Origin of the sequence: Allobosea sp. WAO (genome assembly GCF_001509835.1) — a bacterium.
Classification (GTDB): Bacteria; Pseudomonadota; Alphaproteobacteria; order Rhizobiales; family Beijerinckiaceae; genus Allobosea.
In genome coordinates this window covers 552,010-567,082 of the sequence record NZ_JXTJ01000003.1, presented here as the reverse complement: position 1 = coordinate 567,082, position 15,073 = coordinate 552,010, and the positions used below count along the sequence as shown (strand labels likewise).

Annotated in this window: 14 protein-coding genes; 4 read left to right on the top strand and 10 right to left on the bottom strand. The window is 67.3% G+C overall.

The window, feature by feature from the left end; all coding sequences use genetic code 11:
- Window positions 1-3: 3 nt before the first annotated feature.
- From DK26_RS04235 to DK26_RS04225, 3 genes are read right to left on the bottom strand one after another with little or no spacing between them, the layout of a single operon-like run.
- On the bottom strand, window positions 4-816 hold the full coding sequence (locus tag DK26_RS04235; RefSeq protein ID WP_066468817.1) for an ATP-binding cassette domain-containing protein: 813 nt from the start codon (window positions 814-816) through the stop codon (window positions 4-6).
- A 35-nt stretch (window positions 817-851) separates the two neighbouring features.
- A complete protein-coding gene (locus DK26_RS04230; RefSeq protein ID WP_066468576.1) occupies window positions 852-1,997 on the bottom strand; it encodes an MlaE family lipid ABC transporter permease subunit in 1,146 nt (381 codons plus the stop codon).
- A 33-nt stretch (window positions 1,998-2,030) separates the two neighbouring features.
- Entirely contained in the window at window positions 2,031-3,218 is a 1,188-nt protein-coding gene (locus DK26_RS04225) for an MFS transporter (protein WP_066468575.1), read from the bottom strand.
- Window positions 3,219-3,320: 102 nt separating this feature from the next.
- Between DK26_RS04225 and DK26_RS04220 the strand changes: the two genes are divergently transcribed.
- Window positions 3,321-4,223 carry a hypothetical protein gene (locus DK26_RS04220; protein ID WP_066468574.1) on the top strand — a complete coding sequence of 301 codons (903 nt, stop codon included), beginning with the start codon at window positions 3,321-3,323 and terminating at the stop codon, window positions 4,221-4,223.
- A 70-nt stretch (window positions 4,224-4,293) separates the two neighbouring features.
- Here the strand turns inward: DK26_RS04220 and DK26_RS04215 are convergent, their stop codons facing one another.
- The 3 genes from DK26_RS04215 to DK26_RS04205 form a co-directional block, all read right to left on the bottom strand.
- Window positions 4,294-5,172 (bottom strand): ABC transporter permease, encoded by an 879-nt coding sequence (locus DK26_RS04215; protein WP_066468572.1) that lies wholly within the window; start codon window positions 5,170-5,172, stop codon window positions 4,294-4,296.
- Entirely contained in the window at window positions 5,169-5,984 is an 816-nt protein-coding gene (locus tag DK26_RS04210) for an ABC transporter ATP-binding protein (protein WP_066468570.1), read from the bottom strand. Before DK26_RS04210 ends, DK26_RS04215 begins: the two co-directional genes overlap by 4 nt.
- 159 nt (window positions 5,985-6,143) lie before the next feature.
- The gene (locus tag DK26_RS04205) at window positions 6,144-7,172 is read right to left on the bottom strand and encodes an ABC transporter substrate-binding protein (RefSeq protein ID WP_066468568.1); all 1,029 of its coding nucleotides are present in this window, start codon (window positions 7,170-7,172) and stop codon (window positions 6,144-6,146) included.
- 287 nt (window positions 7,173-7,459) lie between these two features.
- On the opposite strand from DK26_RS04205, the gene DK26_RS04200 reads away from it, so the two are divergent.
- Window positions 7,460-8,257 carry a creatininase family protein gene (locus tag DK26_RS04200; protein ID WP_066468566.1) on the top strand — a complete coding sequence of 266 codons (798 nt, stop codon included), beginning with the start codon at window positions 7,460-7,462 and terminating at the stop codon, window positions 8,255-8,257.
- A gap of 194 nt (window positions 8,258-8,451) precedes the next feature.
- Here DK26_RS04200 and soxR read toward each other — a convergent pair whose 3' ends face one another.
- Window positions 8,452-8,913: a redox-sensitive transcriptional activator SoxR gene (gene soxR / locus DK26_RS04195; protein WP_066468564.1), complete on the bottom strand. Its 462-nt coding sequence runs from the start codon at window positions 8,911-8,913 to the stop codon at window positions 8,452-8,454.
- Between the two features lie 75 nt (window positions 8,914-8,988).
- On the opposite strand from soxR, the gene DK26_RS04190 reads away from it, so the two are divergent.
- Both DK26_RS04190 and DK26_RS04185 read left to right on the top strand, forming a co-directional pair.
- Window positions 8,989-9,543, top strand: a complete 555-nt coding sequence (locus DK26_RS04190) for an NAD(P)H-dependent oxidoreductase (RefSeq protein WP_066468560.1) — start codon at window positions 8,989-8,991, stop codon at window positions 9,541-9,543.
- Between the two features lie 246 nt (window positions 9,544-9,789).
- Window positions 9,790-10,560, top strand: a complete 771-nt coding sequence (locus tag DK26_RS04185; RefSeq protein WP_066468558.1) for an MBL fold metallo-hydrolase — start codon at window positions 9,790-9,792, stop codon at window positions 10,558-10,560.
- 143 nt (window positions 10,561-10,703) lie between these two features.
- Here DK26_RS04185 and DK26_RS04180 read toward each other — a convergent pair whose 3' ends face one another.
- The 3 genes from DK26_RS04180 to otnK form a co-directional block, all read right to left on the bottom strand.
- A complete protein-coding gene (locus tag DK26_RS04180) occupies window positions 10,704-12,215 on the bottom strand; it encodes a malonyl-CoA synthase (protein ID WP_083532949.1) in 1,512 nt (503 codons plus the stop codon).
- 38 nt (window positions 12,216-12,253) lie between these two features.
- Window positions 12,254-13,588: a malonyl-CoA decarboxylase gene (locus DK26_RS04175; protein ID WP_066468556.1), complete on the bottom strand. Its 1,335-nt coding sequence runs from the start codon at window positions 13,586-13,588 to the stop codon at window positions 12,254-12,256.
- Between the two features lie 72 nt (window positions 13,589-13,660).
- On the bottom strand, window positions 13,661-14,926 hold the full coding sequence (gene otnK / locus DK26_RS04170; protein ID WP_066468554.1) for a 3-oxo-tetronate kinase: 1,266 nt from the start codon (window positions 14,924-14,926) through the stop codon (window positions 13,661-13,663).
- Between the last annotated feature and the right edge of the window lie 147 nt (window positions 14,927-15,073).

Below are 15,073 nucleotides of genomic sequence, written 5' to 3'. Positions count from 1 at the left end.
CCGTCAGGTCCTCATCTTGTCTTTCGGCAATCGGGCGCGGGCCCGCTCACCACCGAAATAGGCTTTCAGCCAGGGATGGTCGGAGGCCAGCATGTCAGCGAGCGAACCAACCGCAATGACACGCTTGTCCGCCAGGGCGGCAATTCTGTCGCACGCAACGAAGAGACTGTCCAAATCATGCGTTACCATGAACACGGTCAGTCCCAAAGTCTGCTTCAGCGTCATGATCAGCTCGTCGAAATCCGCGGCGCCGATCGGGTCGAGCCCGGATGTCGGCTCGTCGAGGAAGACGATCTCGGGGTCCAGAGCCAGCGCGCGGGCGAGCGCGGCGCGCTTGATCATGCCGCCCGAGAGCTCCGACGGCGCCTTGTCGGCGGCATCCGGCGGCAGGCCGACCATCTCGATCTTGAGCATGGCGAGCTCGTCGAGCAGGCGCGGCGAGAGCTTGAGATATTCGCGCATCGGCAGCTGGATGTTCTGCTTGACCGTAAGCGCCGAGAACAAGGCACCGTGCTGGAACATCACGCCGAAGCGCCGCTCGAGCGTGCGATGGGCCCGGTGGTCGAGCTTGTCGACATCCTCGCCGAAGACCTCGATCGTCCCGCGCTGCTTGCGCACCAGGCCGAGAATGGTGCGCGTCAGCACCGATTTGCCCTGGCCGGAGCCACCGACGAAGCCGAGGATCTCGCCGCGCATCACGTCGAGATCGAGCCCGTCCATGATGACCTTCTCGCCGAACGCGACCTTGAGGTTGCGCACGCGAATGACGGCCTCGCCCCCCTCGGGAGAAGCAGCCTCCCTCGGAGCCGCCGACATCGCCAGATCGCCCTGCATCGCGGCTGCCTGTCCTCTCAGAACCGGATCGAGGCGAAGAACATGGCGAAAAGCCCGTCGACGACGATGACCATGAAGATCGCCTTCACCACCGAGGCCGTGACCTGACGCCCGAGCGATTCGGCTGACCCCTTCACCGCGAGCCCCTCGATCGAGGCGATCAGGCCGATCACGAACGCCATGAACGGGGCCTTGATGAGACCGACCGCGAAATGCTGCCAGGTGATCACGGATTTCAGCCGCGCGAGGAAGGTATCGAGGCCGATGCCGCCATACAGCCAGGCGACGAGCCCGGCTCCGACGAGCCCCGACATCGCCGAGATGAAGGTCAGGATCGGCAGCGAGATCATCAAGGCGAGGATGCGCGGCACGACCAGGACCTCGATCGGCTCCAGGCCCATGACCCGCAGCGCGTCGATCTCCTCACGCATCTTCATCGAGCCGATTTCGGCGGTGAAGGCCGAGCCCGAGCGGCCGGCGACCATGATCGAGGTCAGGAGCACGGCGAGCTCGCGCAGGATCAGGATGCCGGTCAGGTTGACGACGAAGACCGTGGCGCCGAACTGCTGCAACTGGAAGATGCCCTGCTGCGCGACGATGCAGCCGACCAGGAACGAGATCAGGATGATGATCGGTGCGCCGCTGAAGGCGATCAGCTCGATCTGGTTGATCAGCGACGGCCCCCGGAACTTGCGCGGCCCGAACAATACGCCGACGCAGGCGATCATCACCTCGCCGAGGAAAACCGCGCCACCGACGAGATCGCTCCCGAAATTGCTGACCGCCTTGCCGATATTGACGAGCACGGCAACAAGGCCGGTAGGCCGCGCCGGCGGCTCGTACTCGGTGGCACGCAGATTGACCTCGCCCAGCAGCACCCCATGCTCGGGGCGGCGGCTCGCGAGCTCGACGCCGGCCCCCGCCGCCTCGCCGTTCTCCTTGAGGCGGGCGAGGAGATAGGCGCCGAGCGTGTCGAGGCGCTCGATGGCGGAGAGGTCGAGCCGGGCCTGCCGGACCGCGGCGACGCGCGCTCCCATTTCGGCAACCAGCTCTTCGAGACGCGGCGCGCGATCGGCGCTCCAGCTGCCGGCCAGGGCGACCGCCAACACGCCGTCATCATCGCGATAGATCGCCTGCGGTTCAGCGTCGTCGACGACGGCCATGAGGGTTTTCCCGCCCCTTTGCGATCGATTCTGTCACCCCCGGCCTGTATCGCTGCGCAACCTTGCAATGGCAAGCACTGCGAGCCCCGCGCCGACCAGCGCGACGGGCACCATGGCCAGGAAGACACCAGGGCCGAGCAGCCGATAGAGATAGCCGGACAGCACCGTCAGCGTGCCCATTGCGAGAGCGCCCACCGCCACCAGCCGGCCCTGTGCCGCAGCCCGGCGCGTCTCCGGCGCCAGGGCCGAGACCGCGGCGAGCGCGCCGAGATGGGCGCAGGCGAAGCTGATGCCGTGCAGCAACTGAAGCCCGATCGTGGCGGAAAAGCCCGGATCGAATGCCATCGCCCCGAAGCGCAGGCCCGCGGCCAGAGCGGCGACGATGATCCAGCGCAGGCCGCCGGCACCGCGCGCGGCGATGCTGCCGACGAACAGGAAGACGCCGATCTCGGCGACGACCGCGATCGCCCAGAGAAAGCCGATCCGTTCGTCGCTGAAGCCGAGGCTGCGCCAGTGCAGCGAGCCGAAGGCATAAAGCGCGGCATGGGTGGCGTTGACGCAGGCGGCGGCCGTCACCGCCAGCCAGAAGGTCGGCGAGAAGCCGCGCACCGATGCCCCCTGCCCGCTCGCCACTGCCGCCACTGCGGGAAGCGGCGGTGCCTGCAGGGCCGCCAACGCCGCCATCAGGCTGCATCCGGCCAGCACGAGCGGGATCGGCCAGGCACCATGGCGCGCCACGAGATAGCCGCCGGCGATATTGCCGAGCACGAAGGTGACCGAGCCCCAAAGCCGCACACGGCCATAGTCGCGCAAGCGGCCGGCGCGGACCTGCGTCGTGGTCAGGATATCGGCGAGCGGCACGACGCCCGAGAGCGCGACGGCCGCGAGCGTCGTCACGAGCGCGATTGGAACGAGCGTGTCGAGCCTGGACAGCCCGAAATAGGCGGCCGCCCCACAGGCGTTCAGCAGCGCCAGCAGCAGCACCGGCGGGATATGCCGGTCGGCGAGACCGGTGATCCAGGACGCCGCCAGCACGCGCACCAGGATCGGGGTTGCGAGGACATAGCCGATATCGACGTCGCTCAGCCCTTTCGAGCCGAGCCAGATCGGAAAGAACGGCAGGTAGAAGCCGATGCCGACGAAGTTCAGCCCGTGCATCAGCGACAGGCGTGCGGCAAGCCAGCGCCTGGAGCCGAACCCGGGAGGGGTGGAGGAGGACATGCGCTTGGCAGCGATTTCTTAAAGAATCACCAGCAGATTGCCGGGCGGGCATCTTCGATCGGCGAGATACGATTTGACCAGCCCATGGAGAGCAGCCTTGCCATGAGCGACGCGCGTTCGCTGACCCCGCTGAGCGAGGCGGACTACGAGGCCATCGCTGCGGCGGTGATGGAAACCGGCCGGGGCCGTTGGTTCCTCGCCGAGTATGGCAAGCGCAACCGACAGGCCGACACCGAGCAGGTGCTCGCCGCCATAGCAAGGCTCGAAGGTCTTTTCGCAGCACCGAAACCGGCCTTCGACACCGGTATCGGCTTTCCCGAGGCAGCGCGGGCGATCGCCGAACTGCGCGAGGATCTCGACCGCGCCGGCGTCGGCAACCTGTCGTCGTCGCGTCTGTCCGGGCGAATCCACGAGGCCGCCTCGAACATCATCGCCGCCGCCGAGGGCATTCAGGAAGCGGCCTGGACGCTGCGCGAAAGCGGGGCCGCCGCGGACATCTGCGACCGGCTAGACCGCCACGCAACCGAGATCTACAGCGCCACAGCGACCGTCGAGGCCTCCGCCGACCAGATCGAGAAGATGTCCGACACCGTCGCCATGCTCGATTCGAGCCTGCGCGCGGTCGTCGACGGGGCGAGCTTCGCCCTGGAGCAGCCGGCCGCGTCGGCGCATGACGAACCGCCGTCCGAACCAAGGGCGCTGCCGCTGACACGGCCGTCACTGACCGATCCAGGCGATATCGACATCGTCGAGATCGACACCCACAAGCGCGCGCCGCTGGCTCAGGATGGCACCTTGTCCGGCAAGGCACCGGGGCTGCGGCGGTTCGCCCGCCGTCCGATCGTCGACGAGGACATCGTCTTCAGCGATATCGGCTCGCCGGCCGAAGCGGTGCCGGCGAAGCCGGCGGTCAGCTCGGCCCGGCTCGAAATCAGCTACTCCGAGGCGGATCTGCGGGCGATCGATTCACTGCCAACCGAAGAACGGCTCAGATTCTTCGCCTGAACGGCAGCCGTTGGACCGCCAGGCGCCCACGTCCGCGCAAACTGGCGCTCCGTTGCGTTGCAGCGGCCCCTCAGCTCTCGCGCTTCAGCGCACTCTCGTGCCAGCGCCGCAGCAGGAGATGCGAGATCCAGCTCGTCACCAGGAAGATCGCGACGCCCGTCAGCGAAATCATGATCAGCGCCGCGAAGACCCGCGGGATCTTGAGCTGGTAGCCGGATTCGAGGATGCGGTAGGCGAGCCCAGAAGCGCTGCCGCCGGTGCCGGCGACGAATTCGGCTACGACGGCGCCGATCAGCGCCAGCCCGCCCGAAATCTTCAGCCCGGCAAGAAAATACGGCAAGGCCGCCGGCAGCTTGAGATAGCGCAGCGTCTGCCAGCGAGTCGCGCCATGCAGCTTGAAATAGTCGACCAGGTTGTGGTCGGCCGAGTTCAGACCGAGGATGGTGTTCGAGAGGATCGGGAAGAAGGCGACGATCCAGGCGCAGATCAGCAGGGACAGGTCGATATCGCCGGCCCAGATGATGATCAGCGGCGCGATCGCGACGATCGGCGTCACCTGCAGGATCACCGCATAGGGCAAGAGCGCCATCTCCAGCCATTTCGACTGGGTGAACAGCACGGCGAGCGTCACGCCGAAGAACACCGCGGCGGCCAGCGCCATGAAGGTGATGCGCAGCGTGATCCAGAGCGAGGCGGAGAGCGTCGCCCAGTCGGCGATCAGCGTCTGGCCGATCAGCAGCGGCCCGGGCAGCACATAGGACGGCACCTCGTTCCAGCGCACCAGGAACTCCCAGAGCCCGAGTGCCAGGGCACCGATGCACAGCGGCGCGAGCAAGCGCGGCCAGGCGCTGGCCGGCAGACCGAGCAGATGCGGCTCCCGGTCGAGGACCGGACGCGCCTCGGCATCGGTGCCGTCATGGGCCGGAGTGGCTGTGGCGGGGGCGCTCATGAGCCGATCGCCTCCTTGAGGCGGCCGGAAGCGAGCCTGCAGAGGCTGGCATAGTCGGCCGAGGTACGGAACAGATCGTCGCGCGGATAAGGCGCGTCGACCGCAAAATCGGCCATGACGCGGCCGGGGCGCGCCGCCATCACGACGATGCGCTGCGAGAGATAGACCGACTCGAACACCGAATGGGTGACGAAGACCGCGGTGAAGCGCTCCTTCCACCAGAGCTGGAGCAGGTCGTCATTGAGACGATGGCGGGTGATCTCGTCGAGCGCGGCGAAGGGCTCGTCCATCAGCAGGATCTTCGGCCGCATCACCAGCGCACGGGCGATCGAGACGCGCATCTTCATGCCGCCGGACAATTCGCGCGGATAGGATTTCTCGAAGCCTTTCAGGCCGACCAGCGCCAGCATCTCGGCGGCGCGCTCGGCCGCCTCGCGCTTCGGCACATGCTTCAGCGTCAGCGGCAGCATGACGTTGCTCAGGGCGTTGGCCCAGGGCATCAGCGTCGGGTCCTGGAAGACGAAGCCGAGATCAGGGCGGCCACCCGCCGCGCCATCGGAGGCCGCGCTGTTCCATTCGATCGTGCCCGTGCTCGGATTGGCGAGGCCGGCGATCATGCGCAGTAGGGTCGACTTGCCGCAGCCCGACGGGCCGAGCAGGCTGATGAACTCGCCGGCGCCGAGGTCGAGATCGACATCGCGCACGGCGAGCGTGCCGTTGGCGAACTGCTTCGAGACCCGGCGGACGCTGACCAGCGGATTTGCGCCGCTCGCCGAGGCCGCCGGGGATGTGCTCAGATAGGCCGTGTCCAAAGCCTGACAGTCCAATCGGTAAGGGCTTGTTTGGAATGGCGATAACCCGGATGAGCCGCGGCGCAAAGCGCGCTGCGGTCATGCCGGGCTGTCATCCCCAGAAGGTTCCCCGCTCCGGCTTGTAACCGTCGCAGCGGCGGAACCGGGCGGTCGCGGCGATCAGGCCTTGCCGACGCCCTTGTTGACGAATTCCAGGCTGTAGGCCTTGCGGAAGTCGACGCCGGCCGGAAGGACCCCGGCCTGGGTCATGCTGTTGTAGAAGCGCTCCCAGCGCGCATCGGTCATGGCGCCGATGCCGAGGGTGAGCGCGTCGCCCGACAGGACGATGCCGTTCTCGCTCATCGCCTTGAGGGCGTAGTCGAGCTTCTCCTGGTCGATGTCGGGGTTGTCCTTGAGTATCCGGGCATTGGCCGCGGCGATGCCCGGCCCGCCCTTCATGTACTCGGCCCAGCCCTCGAGCGAGGCGGTGACGAAGCGCTGGACCAGGTCCTTCTTCTCGTCGACCATCTTCTTCGAGATGGTGATGGTGGTGTTGTAGTTCTCGAAGCCGGCATCGGCGAGCAGATGCACAACCGGCTCGACGCCGGCCTTGCGGATCGCGAAGGGCTCGGACGAGAGGAAGCCCTGCTGCGAGAGCCGCTTATCCGCCAGGAAGGGCGCCATGTTGAAGGTGTAGGGCCGCACCTGCTCGTCGCGATAGCCGAACTTCAGCTTGAGGAAGGGCCAGAAGGCCACCCTGCCCTGCGCGCCGATCAGGATCGGCTTGTCCTTCAGGGCCGCGAGCGAATCATTGCCCTGGCCGGGATGCGAGATCAGGACCTGCGGATCCTTCTGGAAGATCGAGGCGATGCAGAGGAAGGGAATGCCTTCCTGCGCGAAATGCAGCGCTTCCAGCGAATTGCCCATGATCATGTCGACGCGGCCGCCGAGCAGGAGCTGCGTCGGGTTCTGCTGCGGGCCGCCCGGGCGGATGTCGACGTCGAGGCCGTACTTCTTGTAGATGCCGTTGGCTGCGGCGAGATAGAAGCCGCCATGCTCGCCCTGGGCGCGCCAGTTGGTCTGGTAGCTGACCTTGTCGAGCGTCTGCGCGTTGACGCGCGCACCGGGAACCGGGATCAGCACCGAAGCGGCCGAACCACCGATCAGACCAAGCGCGGCGCGCCGATCCAGGCGATACTTCATCGTCATGTCTGAAATCCCTTCCGCAACTGACCAGGGTGGCGGCTCGCGGCGGGCGACGCACGAGCGCTGGGCGGCGACGGGCGGAGAATGCCTCCTGCCCGGCCGGCGCACAAGCGCCAGACAGCGGCTCCGGCAGCGCTTGTCCATGCATGGCGCCGCCTGAACCGGCGCGATCCACAGCTAAGCCGCCTGCCCCGCCTCCCCGGCCTTCACGAAGGCGGGTTCCCGCGCGGGCTTTGCGATGTAGAAGACAGCAGCGGGACGGAACCCGAGCCTAGCAAGGACCAGACGAGATGAGCGCGCGCTTCTGGGGCGATCTGAACACCACCGATTTCCAGGGGCTTTCGCCCGACTCCACCATTGCCGTCCTGCCGCTGGCGGCGATCGAGCAGCATGGCCCGCATCTGCCGGTCTCGGTCGACACCACCGTCATGAATGCGATGCTGGCGCTGGCGATGCCGCAGGTTCCGGCCGGGCTCGACGTGTTGGTGCTGCCGACGCTGGCTATCTGCAAGTCGAACGAGCACCTGCATTCGCCGGGCACGCTCACCCTCTCCTGGGAAAGCGCGATCCGCAGCTGGATCGAGATCGGCGAGAGCGTGAAGCGCGCCGGGCTGCGCAAGCTCGTCCTCGTCACCTCGCATGGCGGCAATGTCGACCCGATGAAGGTCGTCGCCCGCGAGTTGCGGGTCAGCCACGGCATGCTGGCGGTCTCGACCTCCTGGAGTAATTTCGGCCTACCGCCCGGCCTGTTCGCGCCGCTGGACGCGCTGCACGGCATCCATGGCGGCGATGTCGAGACCTCGCTGATGCTGCATTTCCGGCCCGACCTCGTCGACATGAGCAAGGCCGGTCGCTTCGAGCCGCTGACAGTCACCATGGCCGAGGACTACAAATGGCTGCGGCCGACCGGGGCGCACCCCTTCGCCTGGATGGCGCAGGACGTGAACCCCTCCGGCGCGGTCGGCGATGCCAGCCTCGCCACCGGCGAAAAGGGCAAGACGACGGCCGAGTTCCAGGCGAAAGGCTTCGTCGAGCTCCTGGCGGATGTCGCGAAGCTTCCGCTGGCGACGCTCCACAAGGCGGGGTGAAATCCAGCCTTCACAGGAAGCTCGCGTAGCGAAGCATCCAGAATCCCCAAGCGACATCGACTAAACGCGTCATGCTCGCCCTTGTGGCGAGCATCCACCTCTTGAACACCGGACTTCGCCAAGGAAGACGTGGATGGTCGGAACAAGCCCGACCATGACGGTGGAGGCGCCGCGCCTCAGAGACGGCCGCAACCTCAATCCGGATCGAGCAATCTTGGCCCCGGCCCCTGCTGGCCGAGCTCGTCCCAGGGATTGTGTAAGGGGCAGCTCTTCACCGAGAGGCAGCCGCAGCCGATGCAGTCGGTGAGATGGTCGCGCAGATTGGTCAGGCGCTTGATGCGCCGCTCCAGCTCGACCTTCCATGCCGCGGAAAGCCGGCTCCAGTCCTCGGCCGTCGGGGTGCGCTCGGCCGGCAGGGTCTGGAAGGCCTCGCGGATCGTCTTCAGCGGAATGCCGGTCCGCTGGGCGACCTTGATGATCGCGACCCGGCGCAGCACCTCACGCGCATAGCGGCGCTGGTTCCCGGCACTGCGGCGGCTGCGGATCAGCCCCTCCGCCTCGTAGAAATGCAGGGCCGAGACGGCAAGGCCGCTGCGGCGCGCCACCTCGCCGACGCTCAGATCCTCGGCAAAAACCTTGCTTGCCTTTGCGACCATGGCACTTGACCTCAACCTTGGTTGAGGTCTTATACGAGGTGCTCCGCTGGTTCGCCAGCCCAAGGAGCGCCTTCCATGCATCGCCGGCTCACGCCCGCCATCCACCTTGCCGTGATCTACGGCAGCTCACGCGAAGGCCGCCTTTGCGACAAGGTCGCCGGCTGGACGCTGGCGCAGGTCGAAGGCGAAGGCCCGTTCTCGGCCGAAGCGGTCGATCCGGCTGTGCACGATCTTGCGCAGGTCAAGACGCGGCTCGCCCGCGCCGACGCCTTCATCGTGGTGACGCCCGAATACAATCGCAGCTTTCCGGCGCCGCTGAAGGCGATGATCGACGATACCGGCCCGGAATGGCGCGGCAAGCCCGTCGCCTTCGTCTCTTATGGCGGCGTTTCCGCGGGGTTGCGCGCCGTCGAGCAGCTGCGCCTCGTCCTCGCCGAGCAGCATGCCGCGACGATCCGCGACGGCGTCTGCTTCGCCAATGCCTGGAACCAATTCGACGAGACCGGCCGGCTCGCGGACGCCGAGCGCGCCGAGCGGGCGATGGCGACGATGCTCGGGCAATTGCACTGGTGGGCGAGCGCCTTGCGCAGTGCCCGCGCCGACGTGCCTTACGGCCAGTTCGCCGCCTGATTCTCCTCTCGACCTCATCCTGAGGAGCCGCGCAGCGGCGTCTCGAAGGATGTTCCAGAGAGCTCGGGAGACAGCTGGACCATCCTTCGAGACGCGCCCGGCGGGCGCTCCTCAGGATGAGGAGTGAGGGAGGTCGATGGCGTTTGCTAACGCCGCGATGCAGTTTCCTTCACAAATCCGAACTGGTCGCGGCGGCGCTTTGGCGGAAGGATCGGCAGGGACCGATCCACCTGCCTAGGAACCGCCATGCAGATCCAGCTCCTGCGCAACGCCCTGCTCAAGCTCACCTATGCCGGCAGGACGCTGCTGATCGACCCCGATCTAGGCGCCAAGCACAGCCGGCCTTCCTTCACCGGCCGCTCGCAAAATCCGATGGCCGACCTGCCTGAGCCGATCGAGAGCATCCTTGCCGGCGTCGACCAGGTCATCGTCTCGCATCTGCATGCCGACCATTTCGACGCGGTCGCGAAGGAGCGGATTCCGAAGGAGTTGCCGGTGCTTTGCCAGCCAGGCGACGAGGAGACGATCCGGGCCGCTGGCTTCACCAACGTGACCCCGCTCGAGCATTTCCTGCGCCTCGGCCCGATCGTGATCACGCGCCAGCCAGCCCAGCACGGTACCGGCGCGGTGGTCGCGAAAATGGGCCAGGTGATGGGGCTGGCCTTCGAGGCACCGGGCGAGCCGACGCTGTACTGGTGCGGCGACAGCGTGCTCTACCCGCCTCTGCGCGACGCAGTCGCGGCAACGGCGCCCGACGTGATCGTAACCCATTCCTGCGGCGCGAAATGGGACGACACGCCGATCGTGATGGACGCGGAGCAGACGCTGGAGCTCTGCGAGGCGCATCCGGGCGCCGTCGTGATCGCGACCCATATGGAAGCGCTGGACCACGCGACGGTCGACCGCGCCGCCCTGCGACAGGCGGCCGAGGCCCAAGGAATCGGGGCGGATCGGCTGCGCATCCCAGCCGATGGCGAGACGATCGAGATCAGGTGCCCGGCGCCGGCGGGTGCCTGAGCAGACTTTTCGTCATCCCGGACAAGCCGCCCCAGCGGCGCCGATCCGGGATGCACGGCTGAACCGTTCCGGCATGGATCCCGGGTCGGACGTCGTCCGCCCGGGATGACCTGGCTTGAATCCGGGGTTTCCCCCGTCCTCGGCTACTTGGCGTAGATGTCCTTGTAGGTGTCGCGCAGCAGGTTCTTCTGGACCTTGCCCATGGTGTTGCGCGGCAGTTCGGCGACGACGAAGACCTGCTTGGGCTGCTTGAACTTCGCGAGCCTCTGCTCCAGTGCCTTGGCGATGCCCTGCGCCGTGATGTCCGCACCGGGTTTTGCGACAACGACCGCGGTCACGCCCTCGCCGAAGTCAGGATGCGGCACGCCGATCACGGCGCTTTCGATCACGCCCGGCATCTCGTCGATCTCGGTCTCGACTTCCTTCGGGTAGACGTTGTAGCCGCCGGTGATGATCAGGTCTTTGCCGCGCCCGACGATATGGACGTAGCCGGCCGGGTCGATCTTGCCGAGGTCGCCGGTGATGAAGAAGCCGTCCTCGCGGAACTCGGCCTTGGTCTTCTCGGGATTGCGCCAATAGCCCTTGAAGACGTTCGGGCCCTTGACCTCGATCATGCCGATCTCGTCGCGGGTAAGCTCCTTGCCCGTCTCGGGATCGACGACGCGGGCCGAGACGCCCGGCAGCGGGAAACCGACCGTGCCGGCGACCCGATTACCAGCATAGGGGTTGGAGGTGCTCATATTGGTCTCGGTCATGCCGTAGCGCTCGAGAATGGCGTGGCCGGTGCGCTCGCGCCATTCGCGATGGGTCTCGGCCAGCAGCGGCGCCGAGCCGGAGACGAACAAGCGCATATGGGCCGTCGAGTCCTTGCCGAGGCGCGTGTCCTGGAGCAGGCGGACATAGAAGGTCGGCACGCCCATCATGCAGGTCGCCTGCGGCAGGTATTTGAAAACCTGGTCGGGGTCGAACTTCGGCAGCAGGATCATCGAGGCGCCGGAGAACAGTACCGTATTGGTCGCGACGAACAGGCCGTGCGTGTGGAAGATCGGCAAAGCGTGCAGCAGCACATCGTCCTTGCCGAAGCGCCAATAATCGACCAGCGCCAGCGCGTTGGACGAGAGATTGTCATGGCTGAGCATCGCTCCCTTGGAGCGGCCGGTCGTGCCCGAGGTGTAGAGGATCGCGGCGAGATCGTCGGCGCCGCGCGCGACATCGGCGAAGTCGGCGGATGCGGCAGCGGCCTTGTCGAGCAGGCTACCGGTGCCGACGCCGAGCGTCTCGAGCTTCGCGCCGGCCTTTTCGGCATAGGGGCGCAGCGCCTCGGCCCTGCCGGGGTCGCAGACGAAGACAGCCGGCTCGGCATCCCCGAGGAAATACTCGATCTCGGCCGGGGTGTAGGCGGTATTGAGCGGCAGGAAGACGGCGCCGGCGCGGACCGTGCCGAGATAGAGCATCAGCGCCTCGATGCTCTTCTCGACCTGCACGGCGACGCGATCGCCCGGCTTCACGCCGAGCGCGACGAGCGCGCCGGCATAGCGGCCGGAAGCCGCCACCATGTCGGCATAGCTGAAGACCCGGCCGTCATCGATCAGCGCAAAACGGGCTTCCGGCGCCGGAATCCGCGCCCGGACGAGATCGAAGAGGTGGTTACCCATGAGTGCGGGTCCTTTCAGGCAATGTCGGTTCGTGGTGTTCAGGCGCCGGCCGGGCGCAGGAGCTTCTTCACGGCGGACGAGGCGACGACCGTGCTGCGGCTGGCGAAAGCTTCGTGATTGGCCTCGATATCGGCGAGGTCGTAGCGGTAGTTGACCATCACCCCATGCGATTCGCGCAGGCCGCGCTCCGCCAGGTTGCCGCCGACATTGATACGCTCGAGCCTCGCGCCATTGCCGAGATGGAAGCGCGCGACGGGGTCGATCACCCGGCCCGAGCTGGTGCGCGCCCGCAGCATGTACTGCGCCATCATCTGGCCGAGCAGCTTGTCGCGCCGGGCGCGGCCGGCATCGTCGAGCGCCGCGATCTCGGCGGGCTTCGCCATCAACGCGGAGGCCTCCTCGTTGCCGAGGCCGAGCGCAGCCGGCTCGGCCAGCTCCTTGCCGAGCCAGCGCGCGAAACCGGGCACGGGCGAGAGCGTCACGAAGATGTCGAGCCCCGGCAGTTCGCGCTTCAGGTCCTCGGCCACCTGCTTGATCAGGAAATTGCCGAAGGAAATGCCGCGCAAGCCTTCCTGGCAGTTCGAGATCGAGTAGAACACCGCGGTGGTCGCGGCCGAAGCCGGCAGGACCTCGCGCTGGTCGCTGAGCAGATCGTCGATACGCTTGGGAATCTCGCCGGTCAGCGCCACCTCGACGAAGATCAGCGGCTCGTCGACGAGCTGCGGGTGGAAGAAGGCGAAGCAGCGCCGGTCGGCCGGCTCGAGCCGGCGACGCAGATCGTCCCAGTCCTCGATGGCATGGACCGCCTCGTATCGGATGATCTTCTCGAGCACATTGGCGGGGGTGTGCCAGTCGATCCGGCGCAGGACCAGGAAGCCGCGGTTGAACCAGGAGGCGAAGAGGTGCCGGAAATCAGCGTCGACCACCGACAGCCCCGGCTCGGTCGCCAGCATCGCCAACAGGCTTTCGCGCATCCGGACCAGCACATGGGTGCCGCCGGGCGCCAGGTTGAGCCGGCGGAAGAGTTCCTGCCGGCGCGGTTCGGAGGCGAGGTGAAGTTCCGACACGGCGCTTGCGTCCGGCGTCTCGCGATAGCGCGCGATCGCGGCTTCGAGCCGGTCATGATCGGGCCCGAAGCGATCCTGCAGCATCTGGAAGAAGGCGAGCCGGCCGGCAGCGTCGAGCCGTTCCCATTCCTCCAGCACCGCCTGCGCCAGCGCCATGCCCGAGGCCTCGCCGCGCCCCGAAAGCAGATGCTCGCAGAGCTTGGCCAGCGGCTCGCGGCGGCCGGACGAAAAGCGCTCGAAATTGATCAGCGCCCGTCCGCGATCCGCGACGCTCGTCAGGAGATCACCGAGAAACGCCATGTCCATGCCTGCCCCCGCTCCGATCTACCCGTATCCTATACGAGTTTCCCGCAGTGCAAACGCGCGCGCCGCCCTGCCTCAGCGCAGCAGGTCCCAGGCCTTGAGGAAGAAGTCCGGCGCGCCGAAATTGCCCGACTTCAGCGCGACCACCAGCTCGGGACCGTCGACGACGCGGGTCCAGGGCACGCCCGGATCGATCTCCGGCCCGATCTCCAGGGTGCGCACATCGAGCCCCTGCACCACCGCGCCCGAAGTCTCGCCGCCCGCGACGAGCAGGCGGGAAACGCCGCCCGCGATCAAGAGACGCGCCATCTCCGCGAAGGCGTGCTCGACGGTCTCGCCGGCCTTCTCGCGACCAAGCTTGTCCTGGACGGAGGCGACCTCGGCCGGATCGTCACTGGAATAGACCAGGAAGGGTTTGTCGGCCGGCTGGGCGAGCGCCCAGGCGGCGAGATCGGCCGCCTTCTGCGAGCCGTCGGCCAGGGCGAGCGGGTCGACCTTCAGCGCGGGAATGCCGGCGGCGCGGGCCGCCGCGATCTGGCCGCGGGTCGCGGTCGAGCAGCTGCCGGAGATGATGCCGGCGCGCCCGGCCGACGCGGAGAGATGCGTCGCGGTCTCGCGCCAGGGCAGCAGCCCCGCCTTGCGGAAGTTCTCGGGCAGGCCCATCGCGATGCCCGAGCCGCCGGTGAGCAGAACATGGTCGGAGATCGCCTCGCCGAGTACCATCAGATGGCCGTTGTCGAGCGCGTCGGTGACGACATAGCGCACGCCGTCGGCGGCGAGCTCGGCCAAGCGCTTGCGGACGGCGCTCGCCCCCTGCGAGACGGCCGAATAGGCGACGAGGCCGACCGGATGCTGCGTCTGCGCGCCCATCAGGCGCATCAGGTTGGAATCGCGCATCGGCGTCAGCGGGTGGTCCTTCATCGAGCTTTCATGCAGCGGCACGGCGCCGACGAAGAGATAGCCCTGGAAGATCGAGCGGCCGTTGGCCGGGAAGGCCGGGCAGACGATCGCCTGGCTGGCGCCGAGGCGCTGCATCAACGCGTCCGCCACCGGGCCGATATTGCCTTGCGCGGTCGAGTCGAAGGTCGAGCAGTATTTGAACAGGATCTGGCGGGCGCCGGCGGCGAGCAGCGCCTCGCAGGCGGCAAGCGAATCGGCGACGGCCTCGGCGACCGGATTGGTGCGCGACTTCAGGGCGACGACGACGGCGTCGGCCTCGGGCAGCTTCGCCCCTTTGGCCGGCGCACCGATGACCTGGAGAGTGCGCATGCCGGCGCGGTTTAGCATCAGCGCGACATCGGTCGCCCCGGTCATGTCGTCGGCGATCACACCCAGCAGCATGGTCTTGCGCTTCCTCGTCGGCTCTTCAGGTCGTTGGCGTCGCCCGGAGGATCGCCGAACGCGCGCCTGAATAACAGAGTTCCTCCGCGATGCGACAGACCTGACCGCGCCTCAGCCATGCATGCCAGGGCAACGCCGTGGAATGGC